Raw genomic sequence first — 17,198 nt, forward strand, 5'->3', positions numbered from 1 at the left:
ATCATGACTGACAACTCCAAGCGCAAGCGCCCCGAAGACCTGCGCAGCCATCGCTGGTATGGCGTGAAAGACCTGCGTTCATTCGGCCACCGCTCGCGCACGGCGCAGATGGGCTATCACCGGTCCGACTATGCGGGCAAGCCGGTGATCGCCATCATCAATACCTGGAGCGACATCAATCCCTGCCACAGCCATTTCAAGCAGCGTGTGGAAGAGGTCAAGCGCGGCATCTGGCAGGCAGGAGGCTTCCCCGTCGAGATGCCGGCCATGAGCTTGTCCGAGCCGTTCCAGAAACCCACCACGATGCTCTATCGCAACCTGCTTGCCATGGAAACCGAAGAGCTGCTGCGCTCTTATCCGGCTGACGGTTGTGTGCTGATGGGCGGTTGCGACAAGACCACGCCGGCGCTGCTGATGGGCGCGGCCTCGATGGACTTGCCCACGGTCTTCGTGCCGGCCGGGCCGATGCTGCGCGGCAACTGGAATGGCCAGACGCTGGGGTCGGGTTCGGATACCTGGAAATACTGGGCCGAACTGCGGGCCGGCAACATTACCGAAGGAGACTGGCAGGGCGTCGAAGACGGTATTGCGCGTTCGCCCGGCCACTGCATGACCATGGGTACCGCCTCGACCATGACGGCGGCGGTCGAGGCGCTGGGGATGTGCCTGTCAGGCTATTCGTCGATTCCGGCGCCGGATTCGCGCCATGCCCAGATGGCCGGCTTGTCGGGCAAGCGCATCGTCGAGATGGTGTGGCAAGACATCACGCCGTCCAGCTTGCTGACGGCCGCGTCGTTCGACAACGCGGTGCGTACGGTATTGGCCTTGTCGGGCTCGACCAATGCGGTGGTGCACTTGATCGCCATGGCGCGGCGCTGCGGATTCCCGCTCGACCTGGACCGCTTCGACAGCCTGGCGCGCAGTACCCCGGTGCTGGCCAATCTGCGCCCGGCGGGCAAGTACCTGATGGAAGACTTCTATTACGCTGGCGGCCTGCGCGCCCTGATGATGCAATTGGGCGACCTGCTGGACACCTCGCAGCGCACCGTCGATGGCCGCACGCTGGGCGAGAACATCGCCGGGGCGCGCGTCTTCAATGACGACGTGATCCGCACGCGCGAACAGGCGCTCGTTGCCTGCGACGGCCTCGCCGTGCTGCGTGGCAATCTGGCGCCCGACGGCGCGGTGATCAAGCCGCCGGCCATGGAGGCGCACCTGCAGACCCATACCGGCCGTGCAGTGGTGTTCAAAGACTACAACGACATGGTCGCGCGCATCGACGACCCGGACCTGGATGTCGATGCCGATAGCGTGATCGTGCTGCAGAATGCCGGCCCGCAAGGCGCACCGGGCATGCCCGAATGGGGACAACTGCCGATTCCGCAGAAATTACTGAAGCAAGGGGTGCGCGACATGCTGCGCATTTCGGACGCGCGCATGAGCGGCACCAGCTACGGCGCCTGTGTGCTGCACGTGGCGCCCGAAGCGTACGTGGGCGGCCCGCTGGCGCTGGTACGCGATGGCGACCTGATCACCCTGGATGTTCCGAATCGGCGCCTGGACGTGCAGTTGTCGGAGGCCGAGCTGGCCGAGCGCAAGGCAGCCTGGCAGACGCCGCCGCCGCGTTTCGAGCGCGGCTACGGCGTGCTGTACCTGAAGCATGTCGGGCAGGCCAACACCGGCTGCGATTTCGATTTCCTGCAGACCGACCAGCGCCAGGAAGCCGCCGGCGAGCCCGAGATCCATTGACGCCACATATTTACTACCAGACAAGGAATCGCCATGACTACACCGCTGCCCAACCGTTTTCGCCAGCGCATCCTGGCGCGCGAGCGGCTCATCGGCTTCTGGATGTGCATGTCCAGCCACATCACGACCGAACTGGTCGGATTGGCCAATTACGATTGGCTGTTGCTCGACGGCGAGCATTCGCCCAATGATGTTCCGATGTTCCTGCAGCAGTTGCAGGCCTTGCAGAGCAGTGCCAGCGCGGCGGTGGGCCGGCCATCGTGGAACGATCCGGTCGAGATCAAGCGCTTGCTGGATATCGGCTTCTACAACCTGTTGATTCCGTTCATCGAGTCCGAAGAAGATGCGCGCCGCGCGGTCGCGGCGACGCGCTATCCGCCGCAAGGCATGCGCGGTGTGGCTGGCTTGCAGCGCAGCAATCGCTACGGCACGGTGCCTGATTACCTGCACACCATCAACGACAACATCTGCGTGCTGCTGCAGATCGAAAGCCGGCCCGGTATCGAGGCAGTGGACGAGATCGCCGCCGTAGAGGGCGTGGACGGCATTTTCATCGGCCCGTCAGACTTGGCAGCTGCGCTGGGGCATCTGGGCAACCCGGGGCACCCCGAGGTGCAGGACACCATACGCCACCTGTACCAGCGCGCCAGCGCGCAGGGCAAGGCGGTGGGCATTCTGGCACCTGTGCACGCGGATGCGCGCCGCTACCTGGACATGGGCATGCATTTCGTGGCGGTGGGTACCGACCTGGGCGTATTCAAGCAGGCTACTTTCGCGCTGCGCGAGGCGTTTCCTACCTGAGGGCCGGCCTGGCCTGGCGGGCGGCAAGAAGCACAAAAGGATGCCCGCGGGCATCCTTTTGTTTTGCCGTATTCATGCCGCCCGTTCAGGGCGGCAGAATGATCAGGCCAGCGCCTTGATGGCGGCAGACAGGCGGCTCTTGTGGCGAGCGGCCTTGTTCTTGTGGATGATGTTCTTGTCGGCCACGCGATCGATCACGCTGCTGGCTTTCTGGAACACTTCACCCGCCGTGGCCTTGTCGCCGGCAGCGATGGACTGGCGTACGCGCTTGATAGCGGTGCGCAGCATCGAGCGCAGGCTGGAATTGTGCTTGTTGCGCTCGACCGATTGACGGGCGCGTTTGCGTGCTTGGGCGGTATTGGCCATGTTGCGGTATCTAGTGAATTCGGCAAAGTCCAACATTGTAGCAACTCTGCCGGGGATTGCAAGATCTTTGCCCGTACGGGGCAACAAGAGGCGTCAGGCCGAGACCACGCCTATGGTGACAAACCAGGGGGTGAAGCGACGCACATCGATCGGCATGTCGCCTTCCAGGGTGCGCAGGGTGGCATTGACGTCGTCCAGCGGGTATTCGCCGAAGACGGGCAGGCCGCCGGCTGCCATGGACACGCGCAGGCTGCCAGAATAATAGGGACGTAACGCCTGGACGATTTCGCCCAAGGGCTGGCCGCGTGCGTCGATCAGGCCGTCTTCCCAGGCGGATTGGGCGGCGAGCTCGGCGCGCGGAACCCCGACGCGTACGGCATCGAAGCGTACTCCCAGGCCCGGGCGCAGGGTGTCGTGAGCGCCGGCCAGGGTTTCGATGGTGATGGGATCGTCATGCGCCACCACCAGCGTGCGATGCGGCTGTTGGCGCACCATGTAGCGGCTGCCGCCCGAGCGGATGGTGCCTTCGGCTGTTTCCACCGTGAACGGACGCTTGTCGTCGGTACTGGCCGCCACCGTGACCGCACCGGCCAGCAATTTCAGCTTGCGGGTATTGGCGGTGTAGTTCAGGTCGATGCGGCTGCGCGCGTCCAGCAGCAGTTCGCTGCCATCGGACAGCATGTAGCGGCGGCGTTCGCCGGTACCGGTAGCGGCATCGGATGCCAGGCTGCCCAGCGGGAAGAACATGTTGCCGACGTACGCGGCCGACATGCCGCCGGCCGCCAGCAACGCAGCGCCGCCCAGGAAACGCCGGCGCGCGTGGGACACCGGTTGCAGTTCGAGCGGGGGCAGATCGGAGTCGTAGCCTGCCGGGTACGAATCGCCCAGCCGGCCGAACGTCGCGCCGCCCAGGGTTCCCGTCAGTTGTTGCCAAGCGTTGTTATGTTGTGGATTGGCATCGCGCCAAGCCAGGAACTCGGCGTAGTCGTGTTGCGTTGCGCGGCCCGAACGCAACAGCAGGAGCCAGTCTATGACCTGGTCTGCGAGAGGCGGCGTCTGACTGGACGAGGGATCCGGTGCCATGAGCGAACCCGAAGGACTACCGAGCAGTTGCATTATTAAATAATAATGCTTTTTTTACTTTAGATTACATAGTCTGAGCGCAGTTTTTTACCTTTTTGGCAGATTTGAGGCGAAAAGAGGCAAATGTAGGGTAACGCAGCGCTCAATCGGCACGGCGCCGGCCGAAATCCCGTAACCGGAAGCCGCATACGAACAGGGCCGCAAAGTAGGCCAGGCCACTGGCGGCCAGTACCGCGGCCAGCCACAGGGCGCGGTGGGCCGGCTGGGCCTGCAACCCTACCCAGTCCAGGCGGTGGTCGGCATAGACCAGTACCAGCGCAAGGGCCGCCAGCGCAGGCACCATGCGCAGCAGGAACACCGGCCAGCCTGCCGAGGGGCGGTACACGCCGCGCCGCCGCAGGCCGATCAGCAATGCCAGGGCGTTCAGCGTGGCGCCCAGCCCGATGGCCAGCGCCAGGCCGGCATGGGCCAGGACAGGCACCAGGGCCAGGTTCATCAGTTGGGTGGCCACCAGCACCATCACGGCGATCTTCACCGGGGTGCGGATGTCTTGCTGGGCGTAGAACCCCGGGGCCAGGATCTTCACCCCCAGGATGCCGATCAGGCCAACCGAATAGGCAATGACAGCCAGGCGGGTCTGGGCGACGTCCTGGGCCTGGAACGCACCGTAGTGGAAAAGCGTGGCTACCAGCCCGTCGGACAGCAAGGCCAGGCCCAGGGCGGCGGGCAAGCCCAGCAACAGCACCAGGCGCAGCCCCCAGTCCAGCAACGCCGAATAGCCGGTGTCGTCTTGCCGGGCATGCGCGGCCGACAGGCTGGGCAACAGCACGGTGCCCAGCGCAACCCCCAGTAGGGCGGTGGGAAATTCCATCAAGCGGTCGGCGAACGACAGCCAGGTGACGCTGCCGGGCGTCAGCCAGGTGGCGATATTGGTATTGATCAGCAGCGATATCTGCGCCACCGATACCCCCAGTGTGGCGGGAGCCATTTGCCTGAGAATGCGCTGCACGGTGGTGTCGCGCCAGGCCTGCCGCGCGTTGGTGGAAAGCCGTGGCACCAGGCCCAGGCGCGCCAGCGCGGCCCATTGCATGGCCAGTTGGGCCATGCCGCCGGCCATCACGCCGACGGCCAGCGCGTAAATGGGGATGTCCATGCGCGGCGCCAGCCAGAGGCAGGCTGCGATCATGGACAGGTTCAGCAGCATGGGGGTGAAGGCGGGGACGGCAAAGCGCCGCCAGGTATTGAGCACGCCCGAGGCGAACGCCACCAGCGACATGCACAAGATGTACGGGAACATGACCCGCGTCATCCAGACGGCGGCGCCGAATTCAGTGTCGCGGGCATCGCCGCGCAGGCCGCTGGCCATGGCGGTAACCACCCACGGGGCGGCCAGGATTCCCAGCACGGTGACGGCCATCAGCGCCAGCGTGAGCAGCAGCGCAACGCGGTCGAGCAGGGTGCGTACCTCGGCATCGCTGCGTTCATTGCGGGCGGCGCCCAGGATGGGCACGAAGGCCTGGGCGAATGCGCCTTCGGCAAACAGGCGGCGCAGCAGGTTGGGAATGCGGAACGCGACCCAGAAGGCGTCTGTCAGCGGGCCGGCACCGAAAGCGCGCGCAACCAGGATGTCGCGGACCAGGCCGGTAATGCGCGACAGCAGCGTGAAGCTGCTGACAGTGGCGGCCGAGCGGAACAGGCTCATGGACAGGAAAGGAAAGCGCGCGCCAGCAAGGCAGGCGCGCAGGAAACAGTTACTTGGGCGGCATGCGGATCGCGCCGTCCAGGCGGATCGTTTCGCCGTTGAGCATATCGTTGGTGACGATGCTGCGCACCAGTTTGGCGTAGTCTTCAGGGCGGCCCAGGCGCGCGGGGAAGGGGATGCTGGCGGCCAGCGAATCCTGCACTTCCTGGGGCATGCCGAAAATCATGGGTGTGCCGAAGATGCCCGGGGCGATGGTCATGCAGCGGATGCCGGTCTTGGACAGGTCGCGCGCAATGGGCAGCGTCATGCCGGCGACGCCGGCCTTCGAGGCCGCGTAGGCGGCCTGGCCGATCTGGCCGTCGAACGCCGCCACCGAAGCTGTGTTGATCAGTACGCCGCGTTCGCCGGTAGGCTCGGGCGTGTTTGCGCTCATGGCTTCGGCGGCCAGCCGCATCATGTTGAAGCTGCCGATCAGGTTGATGGCAACGACTTTCTGGAACAGGTCGAGCGGGTGCGCGCCATTCTTGCCGACGATCTTGGCGGCCGGAGCCACGCCCGCGCAATTGACCAGGCCGAACAGCGCGCCCATCTCGAGCGCGGCGGCCACGGCCTGCTTGCCGTCGGCTTCCTGGGTAACGTCGCAATGCACGTAGCGCTGGCCCAGTTCGTTGGCCAGGGCCTGGCCGGGTTCGTCTTGCAGGTCGGCGATAACGACCTTGGCGCCGTTTTCCACCAGCATGCGCACCGTACCGGCGCCCAGGCCGGACGCGCCGCCAGTGACGATGAATACCTTGTTCGCGATTTCCATGTCGGGTCTTTGGAAGCAGATGAGTTCAGTGAGGCGCCGCGGCATGCCGCGGCGCAAGTGGAAAGCGATGCCGGCTCAGCTTGCCAGCGCCTGGAACAGGCGGGCCTTGATATCGTCGACGGGGCCCACGCCCGAGATCTTGCGGTACTTGGGGGCCTTGCCGTCGCCTGCCTGGGCCCACGAGGCGTAGTAGTCGACCAGGGGCCGGGTTTGCTTTTGGTAGACGGCCAGGCGGTTGCGCACGGTGTCTTCGCGGTCGTCGTCGCGCTGCACCAGGGCTTCTCCGGTGACGTCGTCCAGGCCGTCCTGCTTGGGGGGATTGAAGCGTACGTGATAGCTGCGCCCGCTGGCCGGATGCACGCGGCGGCCGCTCATGCGTTCGATGATGTCTTCTTCGGGAACTTCGATCTCGACTACGTAATCGAGCGCCACGCCGGCGCTCTTGAGCGCGTCGGCCTGCGGGATGGTGCGGGGAAAGCCATCGAACAGGTAGCCGTTGGTGCAATCGGGTTGTTCCAGGCGGTCTTGTACCAGGCCGATGATGATTTCATCGGATACCAGGCCGCCCGCATCCATGACTTTCTTGGCTTCCTGACCCAGCGGCGTGCCTGCCTTGACAGCCGCGCGCAACATGTCGCCAGTGGAAATCTGCGGAATGGCGAAATGCTGGGTGACGAATGCGGCCTGGGTGCCTTTGCCGGCGCCGGGCGGTCCGAGCAGGATGAGACGCATGGGTGCTCCTGAATGATTGGGAATTTTTATGACCGGGAACGATTATGCCGCAACGCAGCAGCCCTTGTGGCCGCGGCTATCAAGGGAAACCCCTTATAACCCATCAGCGTACAGCGCCCGCACCCGCTCCAGGTCGGCAGGCGTGTCCACCCCTGCCATCGGGGGCTGCAGCGTGCAATGCACGACAATGGCGTGGCCGTGTTCAAGGGCGCGCAGTTGTTCCAGGGCTTCGTAGCGTTCCAGCATGCCCTGGGGCAACGTCGGGAAGCGGCGCAGGAATCCTGCGCGGTATGCATAAAGGCCGATGTGGTGCAAGGCCGGCAGGCCGGGTGCCAGGACCCGCTGGCCGGAGGCCAGGGCGTCGCGCGCCCACGGCACGGGAGCCCGCGAGAAATACAGTGCGCGCCCGTCGGTGCCGCACACCACCTTGACCACATTGGGATTGAACAGCGCTTCGGCGTCGGCCAAGGGGCTGGCGCAGGTGGCGATGGCCGCGCCGGGATGGTCTTGCAGCGAAGCGGCCACGGCGTCGATGAGGGCGGGATCGATCAGGGGTTCGTCGCCTTGCACATTGACCACGATGGCGTCGTCGGGCAGGCCGAGTTGCTCGACGGCCTCGGCCAGCCGGTCGGTGCCGGTGGGGTGGTCGGCGCGGGTAAGCAGCGCCATGTGGCCATGCGCCGCCACCGCCTGTTCGACCCGGGCGTCATCGGTGGCGATGTAGACGCGGGCGGCGCCCGAGCGGGCGGCGCGCTCGGCCACCCGCACCACCATGGGCTTGCCGGCGATGTCGGCCAGCGGCTTGTCGGGCAGGCGCGTGGACGCCATGCGCGCGGGGATCAGGGCGATGAAGCTCACGGCTCAGGCCGGATTGTCGGGGCGTGCGGCATCCAGTTGCCGGGCTTCCGATTCGAGCATGACTGGAATGCCGTCGCGCACCGGATAGGCCAGGCGGTCGGCGTGGCAGACCAGTTCGGCCTGGGCACGGTCATAGTCGAGGCGGCCCTTGCACAGCGGGCACACGAGAGTGTCGAGAAGGCGGGATTCCATGCCGCGATTCTAAAACAGTTTGGGGGGGCGGGCGGCGCTTCAGCGCGCGATTTCGGCAGCAGCCCGGCGCAGGCGCGCCGCCAGCCAGTCGAACAGGCCCGGGTCGGACAGCCGCGCCTGCACGGGGACTTCCCAGAGACGCGCGTCATCGAGGCCGCGGCATTTGATGGCGTCTTTCGATGTGATCAGGATCGCGTCGGCGTGTACCGCATCAAAGGGCGAGCGGCGGTAATCGTAATGATCGGGCAGGGCCAGGCAAGGGTCGGCCCGTATGCCCGCGGCGCGCAGCGTGGCAAAGTAGCGCCCCGGATTGCCGATGCCCGCTGCGGCGGCGACGCCCGGAAACACGGTACGGTCGGCGAAATCGGCCAGGGGGCGGCAGGCACCGCTTTGCAGGTGCCGGGCCGCGCCGGGTTCGAGCCGCATGTCGGCGCGCCGCGGCCCGCCATCGGGATGGGCCGGCGCAGGCGGGCCATTGCTGCGGTTGGTGATGACCGCATCGACTGTATCCAGCCGCGCAGCGGGTTCGCGCAGGGGGCCGGCCGGCAACAGGCGGCCGTTGCCGATGCCGCGCTCGTCTTGGACGACGATTTCGACATCGCGCGCCAGCGCCAGGTGCTGCAGGCCGTCGTCGGACACGATGACGTTGACCTGGGGGTGCTGCCGCAGCAGGGCCTGGGCAGCCAGGGCGCGGCGCGGGTGAACGGCCACGGGCGCCGCCGTGGCACGGGCGATCAGGGCCGGTTCATCGCCAAAGTGGCAGGGGTCGAGTTCGCCCTGGCCGACCCGGGCTTGCGGGCCGACACGCGTCCCGTACCCCCGGCTGATCACCCCCGGCGTCCAACCGCGCTCGCGCAAGGCTTGTACGGTGGCGATGACCACGGGGGTCTTGCCGGTGCCGCCCACATAGATGTTGCCGATGACGACGATGGGCACGGGCGCACGGTACACCGCGCGGCGCCCGGCCTGGTATCGGGCGCGCCGCCGCGTCACGTGCCAGGCGGTCAGGGCCGACAGTGGTCGCAGCAGCCAGGCAAGCCAGCCATCGTGCTGCCAATGGCGATGCGGAAATGCGGTGCGGGAAGAAGGGGGCTTCACCTGGCGTTCTGAGCGGCGAAATTGACGCGCCCGATGCCTGCCAGGCGGGCGGCTTCCATCACGTTGACCACCGACTGGTGCGTGGCCTGGGCGTCGGCATTGATGAGCAACAGCGGCTGTGCCTTGCCGGCAGCGGCCAGCGTCAAGGCCTGGGCCATGTCGGCCGGACCGGCGGCGTCTACCAGCGTACCATTGACCGCGTATCGGCCATCGCGGCTGATCGCGACTTCGATGGCCGGCGGGGTGTCTTGCTCGATGGCGGCCTCGGGCAGGGTGACCTTCAACTGGGTATAGCGCGCAAACGAGGTGGTGGCGGCCAGGAAGATCAGGATGACCAGCAGTACGTCGATCAGCGGGATCAGGTTGATCTCGAGATCGTCGCGTTCACCGCGGACACCGCGGAAGTTCATGGCAGGTTCCCGGGTTGCGTGGCCGGCGAGCAAGCCCGCGCCACCCGGGCGGCAATCTGTTCCATCGCATTGAGCAGGCCGTCGACCCGCCCGCGCAGGTAGCGGTGGGCGATCATGGCCGGGATGGCGATCAGGATGCCGAACGCGGTGTTGTACAGGGCGATCGAAATGCCGCGCGCCAATTGCGCCGGATCGCCGCCCGCGGGCGTGTACGAACCGAATATCTCGATCATGCCCACCACGGTGCCGAACAGGCCCATCAGCGGGGCGATGACGGCCACCGTGCCCAGGGCCGGGATGTAGCGGTTCAGGTCGTGGGCCACCGCGCGGCCGATATCCTCGACCGCCGTGCGCTGCACTTCGCGCGGCTGGCGCCGCTGGCGCAGCACTTCGGCCAAAATGCGGCCCAGCGGCGAGTTGCGCTCGAGCCTGAGCAGGGCCTCGGGGGTATCCTGGCCGTTGCGGTGCATGTCCAGTACCTGGTCGGCTAGTCCGCGCGGCAGGATGAGGCTGCGTCTTAACGAGAGCAGGCGTTCGACGATCAGGGCCAGGCCCAGCACGGACGTGACAAGCAGCGGCCAGATCGGCCAGCCGGCTTCGTGGAAAATGGACAGCAAGACGTGGGCTCCCGGGGGTGACCGCGCCTGGCGGCGCAGCCCGATTTCAAGGGCGAACTGTAACGGGCGGAAGGGGCACGTGGCAAGGCCGCTTCCGATGTCGAATCTATCCACAGTTTTTGTGGATAATTCTGTGCAGAACTTCCCGTAAACACGGACGGATGCTGGTTCTGAGCTGGATTGAAGGGGGGGCGCCCATATGTGCTCAGCTATTTTCTGTATAAAAAACAAGTACTTGCTACTAAATTGCTGGCGTTGCGGGCAGTCGGGCGCTTGCCGGTGTGGCTGCGATATCATTTGAGCCCGCGTGGCAAGCCCTGTGGACAGATATCTCTTCGGAAAGCCTTATGACAGTTGAATTTCCCGTAAGAAACGACGTATTTATGCGGGATATCATGACGGTTGCCCAGCTAAATCAAGCCGTGGGCCAATTGCTGGAGCGCAACATTCCGTCGTTGTGGGTTCGCGGCGAGATTTCCAACTTTACCCAGGCCGCGTCGGGCCACTGGTACTTCACGCTGAAGGACAGCCGGGCAGCGGTTCGCGCCGTCATGTTCCGCAGCCGCGCCACGGCCGTGGGCTTCGTGCCGCGTGCCGGCGACCAAGTGGAAGTGCGCGCGCGGGTCTCGCTGTACGAGCCGCGCGGCGACTATCAACTGCAGGCCGACGGCATGCGGCGCGCCGGCCTGGGCAACCTGTACGAGGCATTCCTGCGCCTGAAGGCGCAACTGGCTGAAGAAGGGCTGTTCGACCCTGCCGTCAAGCGGGTGCCGGTATCGCTGCCGCGCGCCATCGGGGTGATCACCTCGCTGCATGCGGCCGCGCTGCGCGACGTGCTGTCGGCCCTGGCCCGGCGCGCGCCGCAAGTACCGGTGGTGGTGTATCCCGCGCCGGTGCAGGGCACCGATGCGGCGGCCCGGTTGGCGGCCCAGGTGCAATTGGCCAATGCGCGCCAGGAAGTGGACACGCTGCTGCTGGTACGCGGCGGCGGCAGCATCGAAGACTTGTGGAGCTTCAACGATGAGACCCTGGCGCGCCTGGTGGCCGCCAGTGCCATTCCCGTGATCAGTGGTGTCGGCCACGAGACCGATTTCACCATCGTGGACTTCGTGGCCGATGTGCGTGCCCCTACGCCGACTGCGGCGGCCGAACTGGCTTGCGTGTCGCGCGCCGACTTGCTGGGGCGGGTGGGACAGGCGGCCCAGCGCCTGGCGCGCGGGCAGCAGCGCCGGCTGGATATGGCTGCGCAGCGGCTGGATCGCGCGGCCGCACAATTGGTGTCGCCGGCCCGCCGGTTGGCGCACCAGGCCGAACGCCTGAACACGCTGCGCCACCGCCTGGCGTCTGCCTGGAAGGGCCCGCACGGCCACCGGGCCGCGCGCACCGGATTGCTGGCGCAACGGCTGGCGCATGCGACCCCCGACCTCGACCGCGCCGGCGAACGGCTGGCCGCGCTGGCGCGCCGCCTGGACCAGGCCCAGGCGCGCCAACTGGCTACCCGGCAGGCGCGTGTCGCCGCGCTCGCCGCGCATCTGCGCGCGCTCGATCCCCAGCACACTCTGGCCCGCGGCTACGCCATCGTGCGTGACGCGCAGGGCCGCATCCTGCGCGATGCCGCCCCGTTGACGCGGGGCGAGGAACTGGATTTGACGTTCGCGCAGGGTGGCGCCCAGGTGCAAGTGCTGGACAAGCGCCAGTAAACCGGCTCCAGGCGCGGCTCCAAGCGGCCATGGGTGGCGTTAACCCACGCCCAAGCAGGGTTAAGCCGGTACCCGTGGCAAGAGCCGATACAATGATCCCGCTTGATCGTGCACTCAACAGAAGGAACCCACATGGCACATACTCTTCCCCCCCTGCCTTACGCGCTGGACGCACTGGCCCCGCACATCTCCAAAGAAACGCTCGAGTTTCACTATGGCAAGCACCACCAGACCTACGTCACCAACCTGAACAACCTGATCCCGGGCACCGAATTCGAAAACGCCTCGCTCGAAGACATCGTCAAGAAGTCCTCTGGCGGCGTGTTCAATAACGCGGCCCAGATCTGGAACCACACGTTCTACTGGAACAGCCTGGCTCCCAACGCGGGCGGTGCGCCCTCGGGCAAGCTGGCCGACGCCATCAATGCCAAGTGGAGCAGCTTCGACGCCTTCAAGGAAGCTTTCAACAAGTCCGCCGCGGGCAACTTCGGCTCGGGCTGGACCTGGCTGGTCAAGAAAGCCGACGGCTCGCTCGACATCGTCAACACCAGCAACGCCGCCACGCCGCTGACCACGGCCGACAAGCCGCTGCTGACCTGTGATGTCTGGGAACACGCCTACTACATCGACTATCGCAACGCGCGTCCCAAGTACCTGGAAAACTTCTGGGCGCTGGTCAACTGGGACTTCGCTGCCAAGAACTTTGCCTGATCGGCCTGCTGCTCATGCGTGCGCCCGGCTTGTGCCGGGCGTTTTCGTTGGGCCGCAGCCATGCTGGTCCGAGCCCGAGCCTGGGTGCGGCGCGGGCCGTCCCGGTGGTAAGGTAGCGGCCACACCGCGAGCCCTCTTTCCTCATTACCGTTTGCCTGCCATGCGCCCATGCAATCGCCAAGCCGCCTGATGTCCCGCCTGCGCCTGCTGGCTCGCCGCAAGGCGCGCCAGATGGGGCGCCTGTCGCGCAAAAGCCTGCAACTGGGGCTGCTGCTGGGGGGCGCCGCGCTGGTGGCCCTGATGTCGCTGGGCTTTGCCTGGCTGGCCGACCTGGCGCTGGAATGGAACCGTGCCTGGACCTCCAGCCACGGCTGGCTGGCCTTCCTGCTGATTCCGGTGGCATTCGGCGCATTGCGCTGGCTGACCCTGCGGCTGGCGCCCAATGCGGCCGGCAGCGGCATTCCCCAGGTGATCGGTGCGTTGTCGCTGGCTCCCGGGCCGGCCCAGAGCAGCCTGGTATCGCTGCGGCAGACCGCCTGGAAAATCCCGCTGACCTTCCTGGGGCTGGCGGCTGGCGCTTCGGCCGGGCGCGAAGGTCCGTCGGTGCAGGTGGGCGCCGCGCTCATGCTGGCCTGGGGGCGTTTCTGGCGGCGCATGGGCGTGCCGCTGCGCGGCTTCCATGCCAACGAATTGATCGCCGCCGGCGCCGCCGGCGGGCTGGCCGCCGCATTCAACGCGCCCCTGGCGGGCGTCATCTTCGCCATTGAAGAGCTGGGGCGTGGCACGGTACTGCGCTGGCAGCGGCTGGTATTGATCGGTGTGCTGGCAGCGGGCTTCCTGGTGGTGGCGCTGGCCGGCAACAATCCATATTTCGGTACCTTCGGCGGCCAGGCCTTGCCCAAGCACATGGCGATGTGGGTATTGCTGTGCGGCCTGGTCAACGGCGTGCTGGGCGGCGTGTTCGGCCGCCTGCTGGGCAGGGGCGCCTCGGGCGTCGCGCCAGCCTCGTGGCGCGGCTGGATCCGCCGCCACCCCATCTATACCGCGGCCGCCATGGGCCTGGCGCTGGCGGTGCTGGGAGCTCTCAGCGGCAACACGGTATATGGCACCGGCTACGCGGTGGCCGGCGGACTGCTTTCGGGTGAAGCCGAAGGCCCGGCGGCCTTCGGGCTGGCCAAGCTGGGCGCCACGGTGGTGTCGTACTGGGCCGGCATCCCCGGCGGTATTTTCACGCCCGCCCTGACTACCGGCGCGGGTGTGGGCCAGCACTTGTGGGAATTGAGCGGCGGCGAAGTCGACCGCCGCGTGCTGGTGCTGATTTCCATGGCGGCATTCCTGGCCGCGGCCACGCAATCGCCACTGACGGCCAGCGTGATCGTCATGGAAATGACCGGCAGCCAACCCATGCTGTTCTGGCTGCTGGTGGGCGCATTGTCGGCCTCGGTGGTGGCGCGGCAGTTCTGCCCGCAACCGTTCTATCATTTTGCAGCGGGACGCTATCGCCGGCAGGCGCAGGTCGAGGCCGGCCGAGCCGGCCGCGGTGAGCCCTAGTGTCCGGCCGCCAGGCACCGTCCGTCATATGGACACACCGGGGCAGCACCGTCCCGGGGCAGCCCCCGCTGGCGTAACATCGATAAATTCGGCTTTTTCTTCCAACACTTTTCGAGTTTCGATCCATGACCGTGCATGCCTACATTTGCGATGCCATTCGCACTCCTTTCGGCCGTTACGGCGGCGCCCTGGCGCCGGTGCGTGCCGACGACCTGGCCGCTGTACCGATCAAGGCGCTGATGGCCCGCAACCCGGGCGTGCACTGGGATGAACTGGTCGATGCGATCCTCGGCTGCGCCAATCAGGCGGGCGAAGACAATCGCAACGTGGCCCGCATGGCCACCCTGCTGGCCGGGCTGCCGACCGAGGTGCCGGGCGCCACGCTGAACCGGCTGTGCGGCTCGGGGCTGGACGCCGTGGGCACCGCGGCACGCGCCATCCGCGCGGGCGAGGCCGGCCTGATGCTGGCGGGCGGCGTCGAAAGCATGAGCCGCGCGCCCTTCGTCATGGGCAAGGCCGACAGCGCGTTCTCGCGCAACGCCGCCATCTACGACACCACCATCGGCTGGCGCTTCGTCAACAAGCTCATGAAGGCCCAATACGGCGTCGATTCCATGCCCGAGACGGCCGAGAACGTGGCCGACGATTTCAAGGTCAACCGCGAAGACCAGGACAAGTTCGCCCTGGCCAGCCAGCAAAAGACCGCTCGCGCGCAGAAGGAAGGCTTTTTCGATGCCGAAATCACGCCCGTGTCCATCGCCCAGAAAAAGGGCGATCCGATCGTGGTGTCCAAAGACGAACATCCACGCGAAACCAGCCTGGAAGCGCTGGGCCGCCTGAAGGGCGTCGTGCGCGAAGGCGGTACGGTCACGGCCGGCAATGCCTCGGGCGTGAACGACGGTGCCGCGGCGCTGCTGCTGGCCGATGAGCGCGGCGCTGCCCGCCACGGGCTGACGCCGCGCGCGCGCGTGGTGGGCATGGCCACCGCCGGCGTGGCCCCGCGCATCATGGGTATCGGCCCGGCGCCGGCCACCCGCAAGGTGCTGGAACTCACCGGCCTGAAACTCGACCAGATCGACGTCATCGAGCTGAACGAGGCGTTTGCCGCCCAGGGCCTGGCCGTGTTGCGCGAGCTGGGCATTGCCGATGACGATGCACGCGTCAACCCGAATGGTGGTGCCATCGCGCTGGGCCATCCCTTGGGCGCCAGCGGTGCCCGCCTGGCAACCACCGCCATCAACCAGTTGCATCGCACCGGTGGCCGCTATGCGCTGTGCACGATGTGTATCGGTGTGGGCCAGGGGATTGCGCTGGTTCTCGAACGCGTCTGAACACGCTTCGCCGCAACGAAAAGAGCCGGTTTGCCGGCTCTTTTTCGTTCTGGGCGGCAGCCAGGCGGCGAATCAGGGCAGGCCGCCGATGCGGTTGCCTGCCTGGATGCCGTGCGACGCGAACCAGCCCTGCGCCATTTCGAGCGCATAGCGTACCGGCCGGGCCGAGCAATGGGCATCGTCGGTCTGCGGTGCCATATCGGCAATGTTGACGATAGTGCCGTCATCGGCGATGAAGGCAATCGACAGGGGCAGGGGGGTGTTGCGCATCCAGAAGCACTGCAGGTCGGGAGTCTCGAACACGAACAGCATGCCCTGGTTGTCCGGCAGGCTTTGCCGGTGCATCAGGCCGACACGGCGAGTGTCGTCGGTGCTGGCGACTTCAGCGCGAATGATATGGATGCCGGCCGATAATTCCGTTATTGGCAGGCCGCGCTGGGGGGCGGCAGGCCCATGCTGGGCCTGGGCCCCGGGCAGGGATGCCAGCAATGCGGCAAGGGCCATGGCCGCCTTGATCAAGAGTTGCGGGAAGGGCGGCAGGCGATGGGTCGACATGAGATGGGGAAACAGCGGAAAATAACAAGGGCGGGGCATTGCGCCCCGCCCGGGCAATAACGCCGCCCGTTGCCGGTGGGCCGGCGCACGGGCGGCGCGATATGGATACTGGGCGTCAGGCCGACGTAATATTCAAAGCCTGTTTGCCTTTAGGGCCTTGGATGATTTCGAACGCCACTTTCTGGCCTTCTTTCAGGGTCTTGAACCCGTTCATCTGGATGGACGAAAAATGCGCGAACAGATCTTCACCGCCGTCATCGGGCGTAATGAAGCCGAAACCTTTCGCATCGTTGAACCATTTGACGGTACCCGTCGATTTGGGATTGTCCCCTTGGACGGCGGTTGCGGTCGTATCAGACATGCGGACTGCCTCATTGAATCGTATATGTTTGACAGAAGGCATCCCGGCCTGAGCCGGCAGCCTTCCGGCTTCCGGGTGGGCCTCCCTGCAGCTAAGGACCCCCGAATGCGTGGATAATGCTCTGCTTTTCTTTCCGGCGTCAAGTATGGAAACTACGCATTTCTGCGTGTAATTTTACGTAAGTCCCGGCGTTACTGCCCCCTGTTTCAATAGAATCCCGCCCTATGAGTTCGACCTTGGATACCCAGCATGACGTGGCTGTGGAAAAGGCGCCGGCCCGCACCGCGCCGCCTCCCATGTACCAAGTATTGCTGCTCAATGACGACTACACGCCGATGGAATTCGTGGTGAAGGTTCTGCAGAAGTTTTTTGGCAAGAACCAGGAAGACGCTACCCGCATCATGCTGCAAGTCCACCACGAGGGACGCGGCGCCTGTGGCGTTTATCCGCACGATGTGGCGGCCACGCGCATTGCGCAGGTTGCGCAATATGCGCGCGCCCGCCAGCATCCGTTGCAGTGCGTCATGGAGCCGGTTTAAGAAGAAGCTGTCTCGTATCCGCCGCGCGCCGGCG

Annotated in this window: 19 protein-coding genes; 7 read left to right on the forward strand and 12 right to left on the reverse strand. The window is 66.1% G+C overall.

Annotated features, from left to right (window positions below; translation table 11 throughout):
• The first annotated feature begins 3 nt into the window (after positions 1-3).
• Positions 4-1,749, forward strand: a complete 1,746-nt coding sequence (araD, locus tag KW845_RS22530; RefSeq protein ID WP_218371607.1) for an L-arabinonate dehydratase — start codon at positions 4-6, stop codon at positions 1,747-1,749.
• 33 nt (positions 1,750-1,782) lie between these two features.
• Positions 1,783-2,550 carry a 2-dehydro-3-deoxyglucarate aldolase gene (gene garL / locus KW845_RS22535; RefSeq protein ID WP_218371608.1) on the forward strand — a complete coding sequence of 256 codons (768 nt, stop codon included), beginning with the start codon at positions 1,783-1,785 and terminating at the stop codon, positions 2,548-2,550.
• A gap of 102 nt (positions 2,551-2,652) precedes the next feature.
• Here the strand turns inward: garL and rpsT are convergent, their stop codons facing one another.
• The 10 genes from rpsT to KW845_RS22585 all read right to left on the reverse strand — a co-directional run bounded on the left by rpsT (position 2,653) and on the right by KW845_RS22585 (position 10,416).
• Complete coding sequence (gene rpsT / locus KW845_RS22540) at positions 2,653-2,916, reverse strand: 30S ribosomal protein S20 (protein ID WP_218371609.1); 264 nt, start codon at positions 2,914-2,916, stop codon at positions 2,653-2,655.
• 93 nt (positions 2,917-3,009) lie between these two features.
• The gene (locus tag KW845_RS22545) at positions 3,010-3,999 is read right to left on the reverse strand and encodes a FecR domain-containing protein (RefSeq protein WP_218371610.1); all 990 of its coding nucleotides are present in this window, start codon (positions 3,997-3,999) and stop codon (positions 3,010-3,012) included.
• 142 nt (positions 4,000-4,141) lie between these two features.
• Complete coding sequence (murJ, locus tag KW845_RS22550; protein WP_218371611.1) at positions 4,142-5,701, reverse strand: murein biosynthesis integral membrane protein MurJ; 1,560 nt, start codon at positions 5,699-5,701, stop codon at positions 4,142-4,144.
• Between the two features lie 49 nt (positions 5,702-5,750).
• The gene (locus KW845_RS22555; RefSeq protein WP_218371612.1) at positions 5,751-6,509 is read right to left on the reverse strand and encodes a 3-hydroxyacyl-CoA dehydrogenase; all 759 of its coding nucleotides are present in this window, start codon (positions 6,507-6,509) and stop codon (positions 5,751-5,753) included.
• A gap of 75 nt (positions 6,510-6,584) precedes the next feature.
• Positions 6,585-7,241, reverse strand: a complete 657-nt coding sequence (gene adk, locus KW845_RS22560; protein ID WP_218371613.1) for an adenylate kinase — start codon at positions 7,239-7,241, stop codon at positions 6,585-6,587.
• A 93-nt stretch (positions 7,242-7,334) separates the two neighbouring features.
• Positions 7,335-8,099: a 3-deoxy-manno-octulosonate cytidylyltransferase gene (gene kdsB / locus KW845_RS22565; protein ID WP_218371614.1), complete on the reverse strand. Its 765-nt coding sequence runs from the start codon at positions 8,097-8,099 to the stop codon at positions 7,335-7,337.
• A gap of 3 nt (positions 8,100-8,102) precedes the next feature.
• Positions 8,103-8,291 carry a Trm112 family protein gene (locus KW845_RS22570; protein WP_218371615.1) on the reverse strand — a complete coding sequence of 63 codons (189 nt, stop codon included), beginning with the start codon at positions 8,289-8,291 and terminating at the stop codon, positions 8,103-8,105.
• 39 nt (positions 8,292-8,330) lie between these two features.
• A complete protein-coding gene (gene lpxK / locus KW845_RS22575) occupies positions 8,331-9,389 on the reverse strand; it encodes a tetraacyldisaccharide 4'-kinase (RefSeq protein ID WP_218371616.1) in 1,059 nt (352 codons plus the stop codon).
• Positions 9,386-9,799: a biopolymer transporter ExbD gene (locus KW845_RS22580; RefSeq protein WP_218371617.1), complete on the reverse strand. Its 414-nt coding sequence runs from the start codon at positions 9,797-9,799 to the stop codon at positions 9,386-9,388. Before KW845_RS22580 ends, lpxK begins: the two co-directional genes overlap by 4 nt.
• Complete coding sequence (locus tag KW845_RS22585; RefSeq protein ID WP_218371618.1) at positions 9,796-10,416, reverse strand: MotA/TolQ/ExbB proton channel family protein; 621 nt, start codon at positions 10,414-10,416, stop codon at positions 9,796-9,798. Before KW845_RS22585 ends, KW845_RS22580 begins: the two co-directional genes overlap by 4 nt.
• A 347-nt stretch (positions 10,417-10,763) precedes the next feature.
• Between KW845_RS22585 and xseA the strand changes: the two genes are divergently transcribed.
• The 4 genes from xseA to pcaF all read left to right on the forward strand — a co-directional run bounded on the left by xseA (position 10,764) and on the right by pcaF (position 15,709).
• On the forward strand, positions 10,764-12,116 hold the full coding sequence (xseA, locus tag KW845_RS22590) for an exodeoxyribonuclease VII large subunit (RefSeq protein ID WP_218371619.1): 1,353 nt from the start codon (positions 10,764-10,766) through the stop codon (positions 12,114-12,116).
• Between the two features lie 132 nt (positions 12,117-12,248).
• The gene (sodB, locus tag KW845_RS22595; protein WP_218371620.1) at positions 12,249-12,827 is read left to right on the forward strand and encodes a superoxide dismutase; all 579 of its coding nucleotides are present in this window, start codon (positions 12,249-12,251) and stop codon (positions 12,825-12,827) included.
• Positions 12,828-12,995: 168 nt separating this feature from the next.
• A complete protein-coding gene (locus tag KW845_RS22600; RefSeq protein WP_255592864.1) occupies positions 12,996-14,378 on the forward strand; it encodes a chloride channel protein in 1,383 nt (460 codons plus the stop codon).
• 125 nt (positions 14,379-14,503) lie between these two features.
• Positions 14,504-15,709: a 3-oxoadipyl-CoA thiolase gene (pcaF, locus tag KW845_RS22605; protein ID WP_218371621.1), complete on the forward strand. Its 1,206-nt coding sequence runs from the start codon at positions 14,504-14,506 to the stop codon at positions 15,707-15,709.
• A 72-nt stretch (positions 15,710-15,781) separates the two neighbouring features.
• On the opposite strand, the gene KW845_RS22610 is transcribed toward pcaF, so the two are convergent.
• Entirely contained in the window at positions 15,782-16,213 is a 432-nt protein-coding gene (locus KW845_RS22610) for a DUF192 domain-containing protein (protein ID WP_255592933.1), read from the reverse strand.
• A gap of 166 nt (positions 16,214-16,379) precedes the next feature.
• Positions 16,380-16,625: a cold-shock protein gene (locus KW845_RS22615; protein ID WP_012249572.1), complete on the reverse strand. Its 246-nt coding sequence runs from the start codon at positions 16,623-16,625 to the stop codon at positions 16,380-16,382.
• A 224-nt stretch (positions 16,626-16,849) separates the two neighbouring features.
• On the opposite strand from KW845_RS22615, the gene clpS reads away from it, so the two are divergent.
• A complete protein-coding gene (gene clpS, locus KW845_RS22620) occupies positions 16,850-17,164 on the forward strand; it encodes an ATP-dependent Clp protease adapter ClpS (RefSeq protein ID WP_218371623.1) in 315 nt (104 codons plus the stop codon).
• The last annotated feature ends 34 nt before the right edge of the window (positions 17,165-17,198 follow it).

Source organism: Bordetella sp. BOR01 (assembly GCF_019218885.1).
In the GTDB taxonomy this organism is placed as follows: domain Bacteria; phylum Pseudomonadota; class Gammaproteobacteria; order Burkholderiales; family Burkholderiaceae_B; genus Bordetella_A.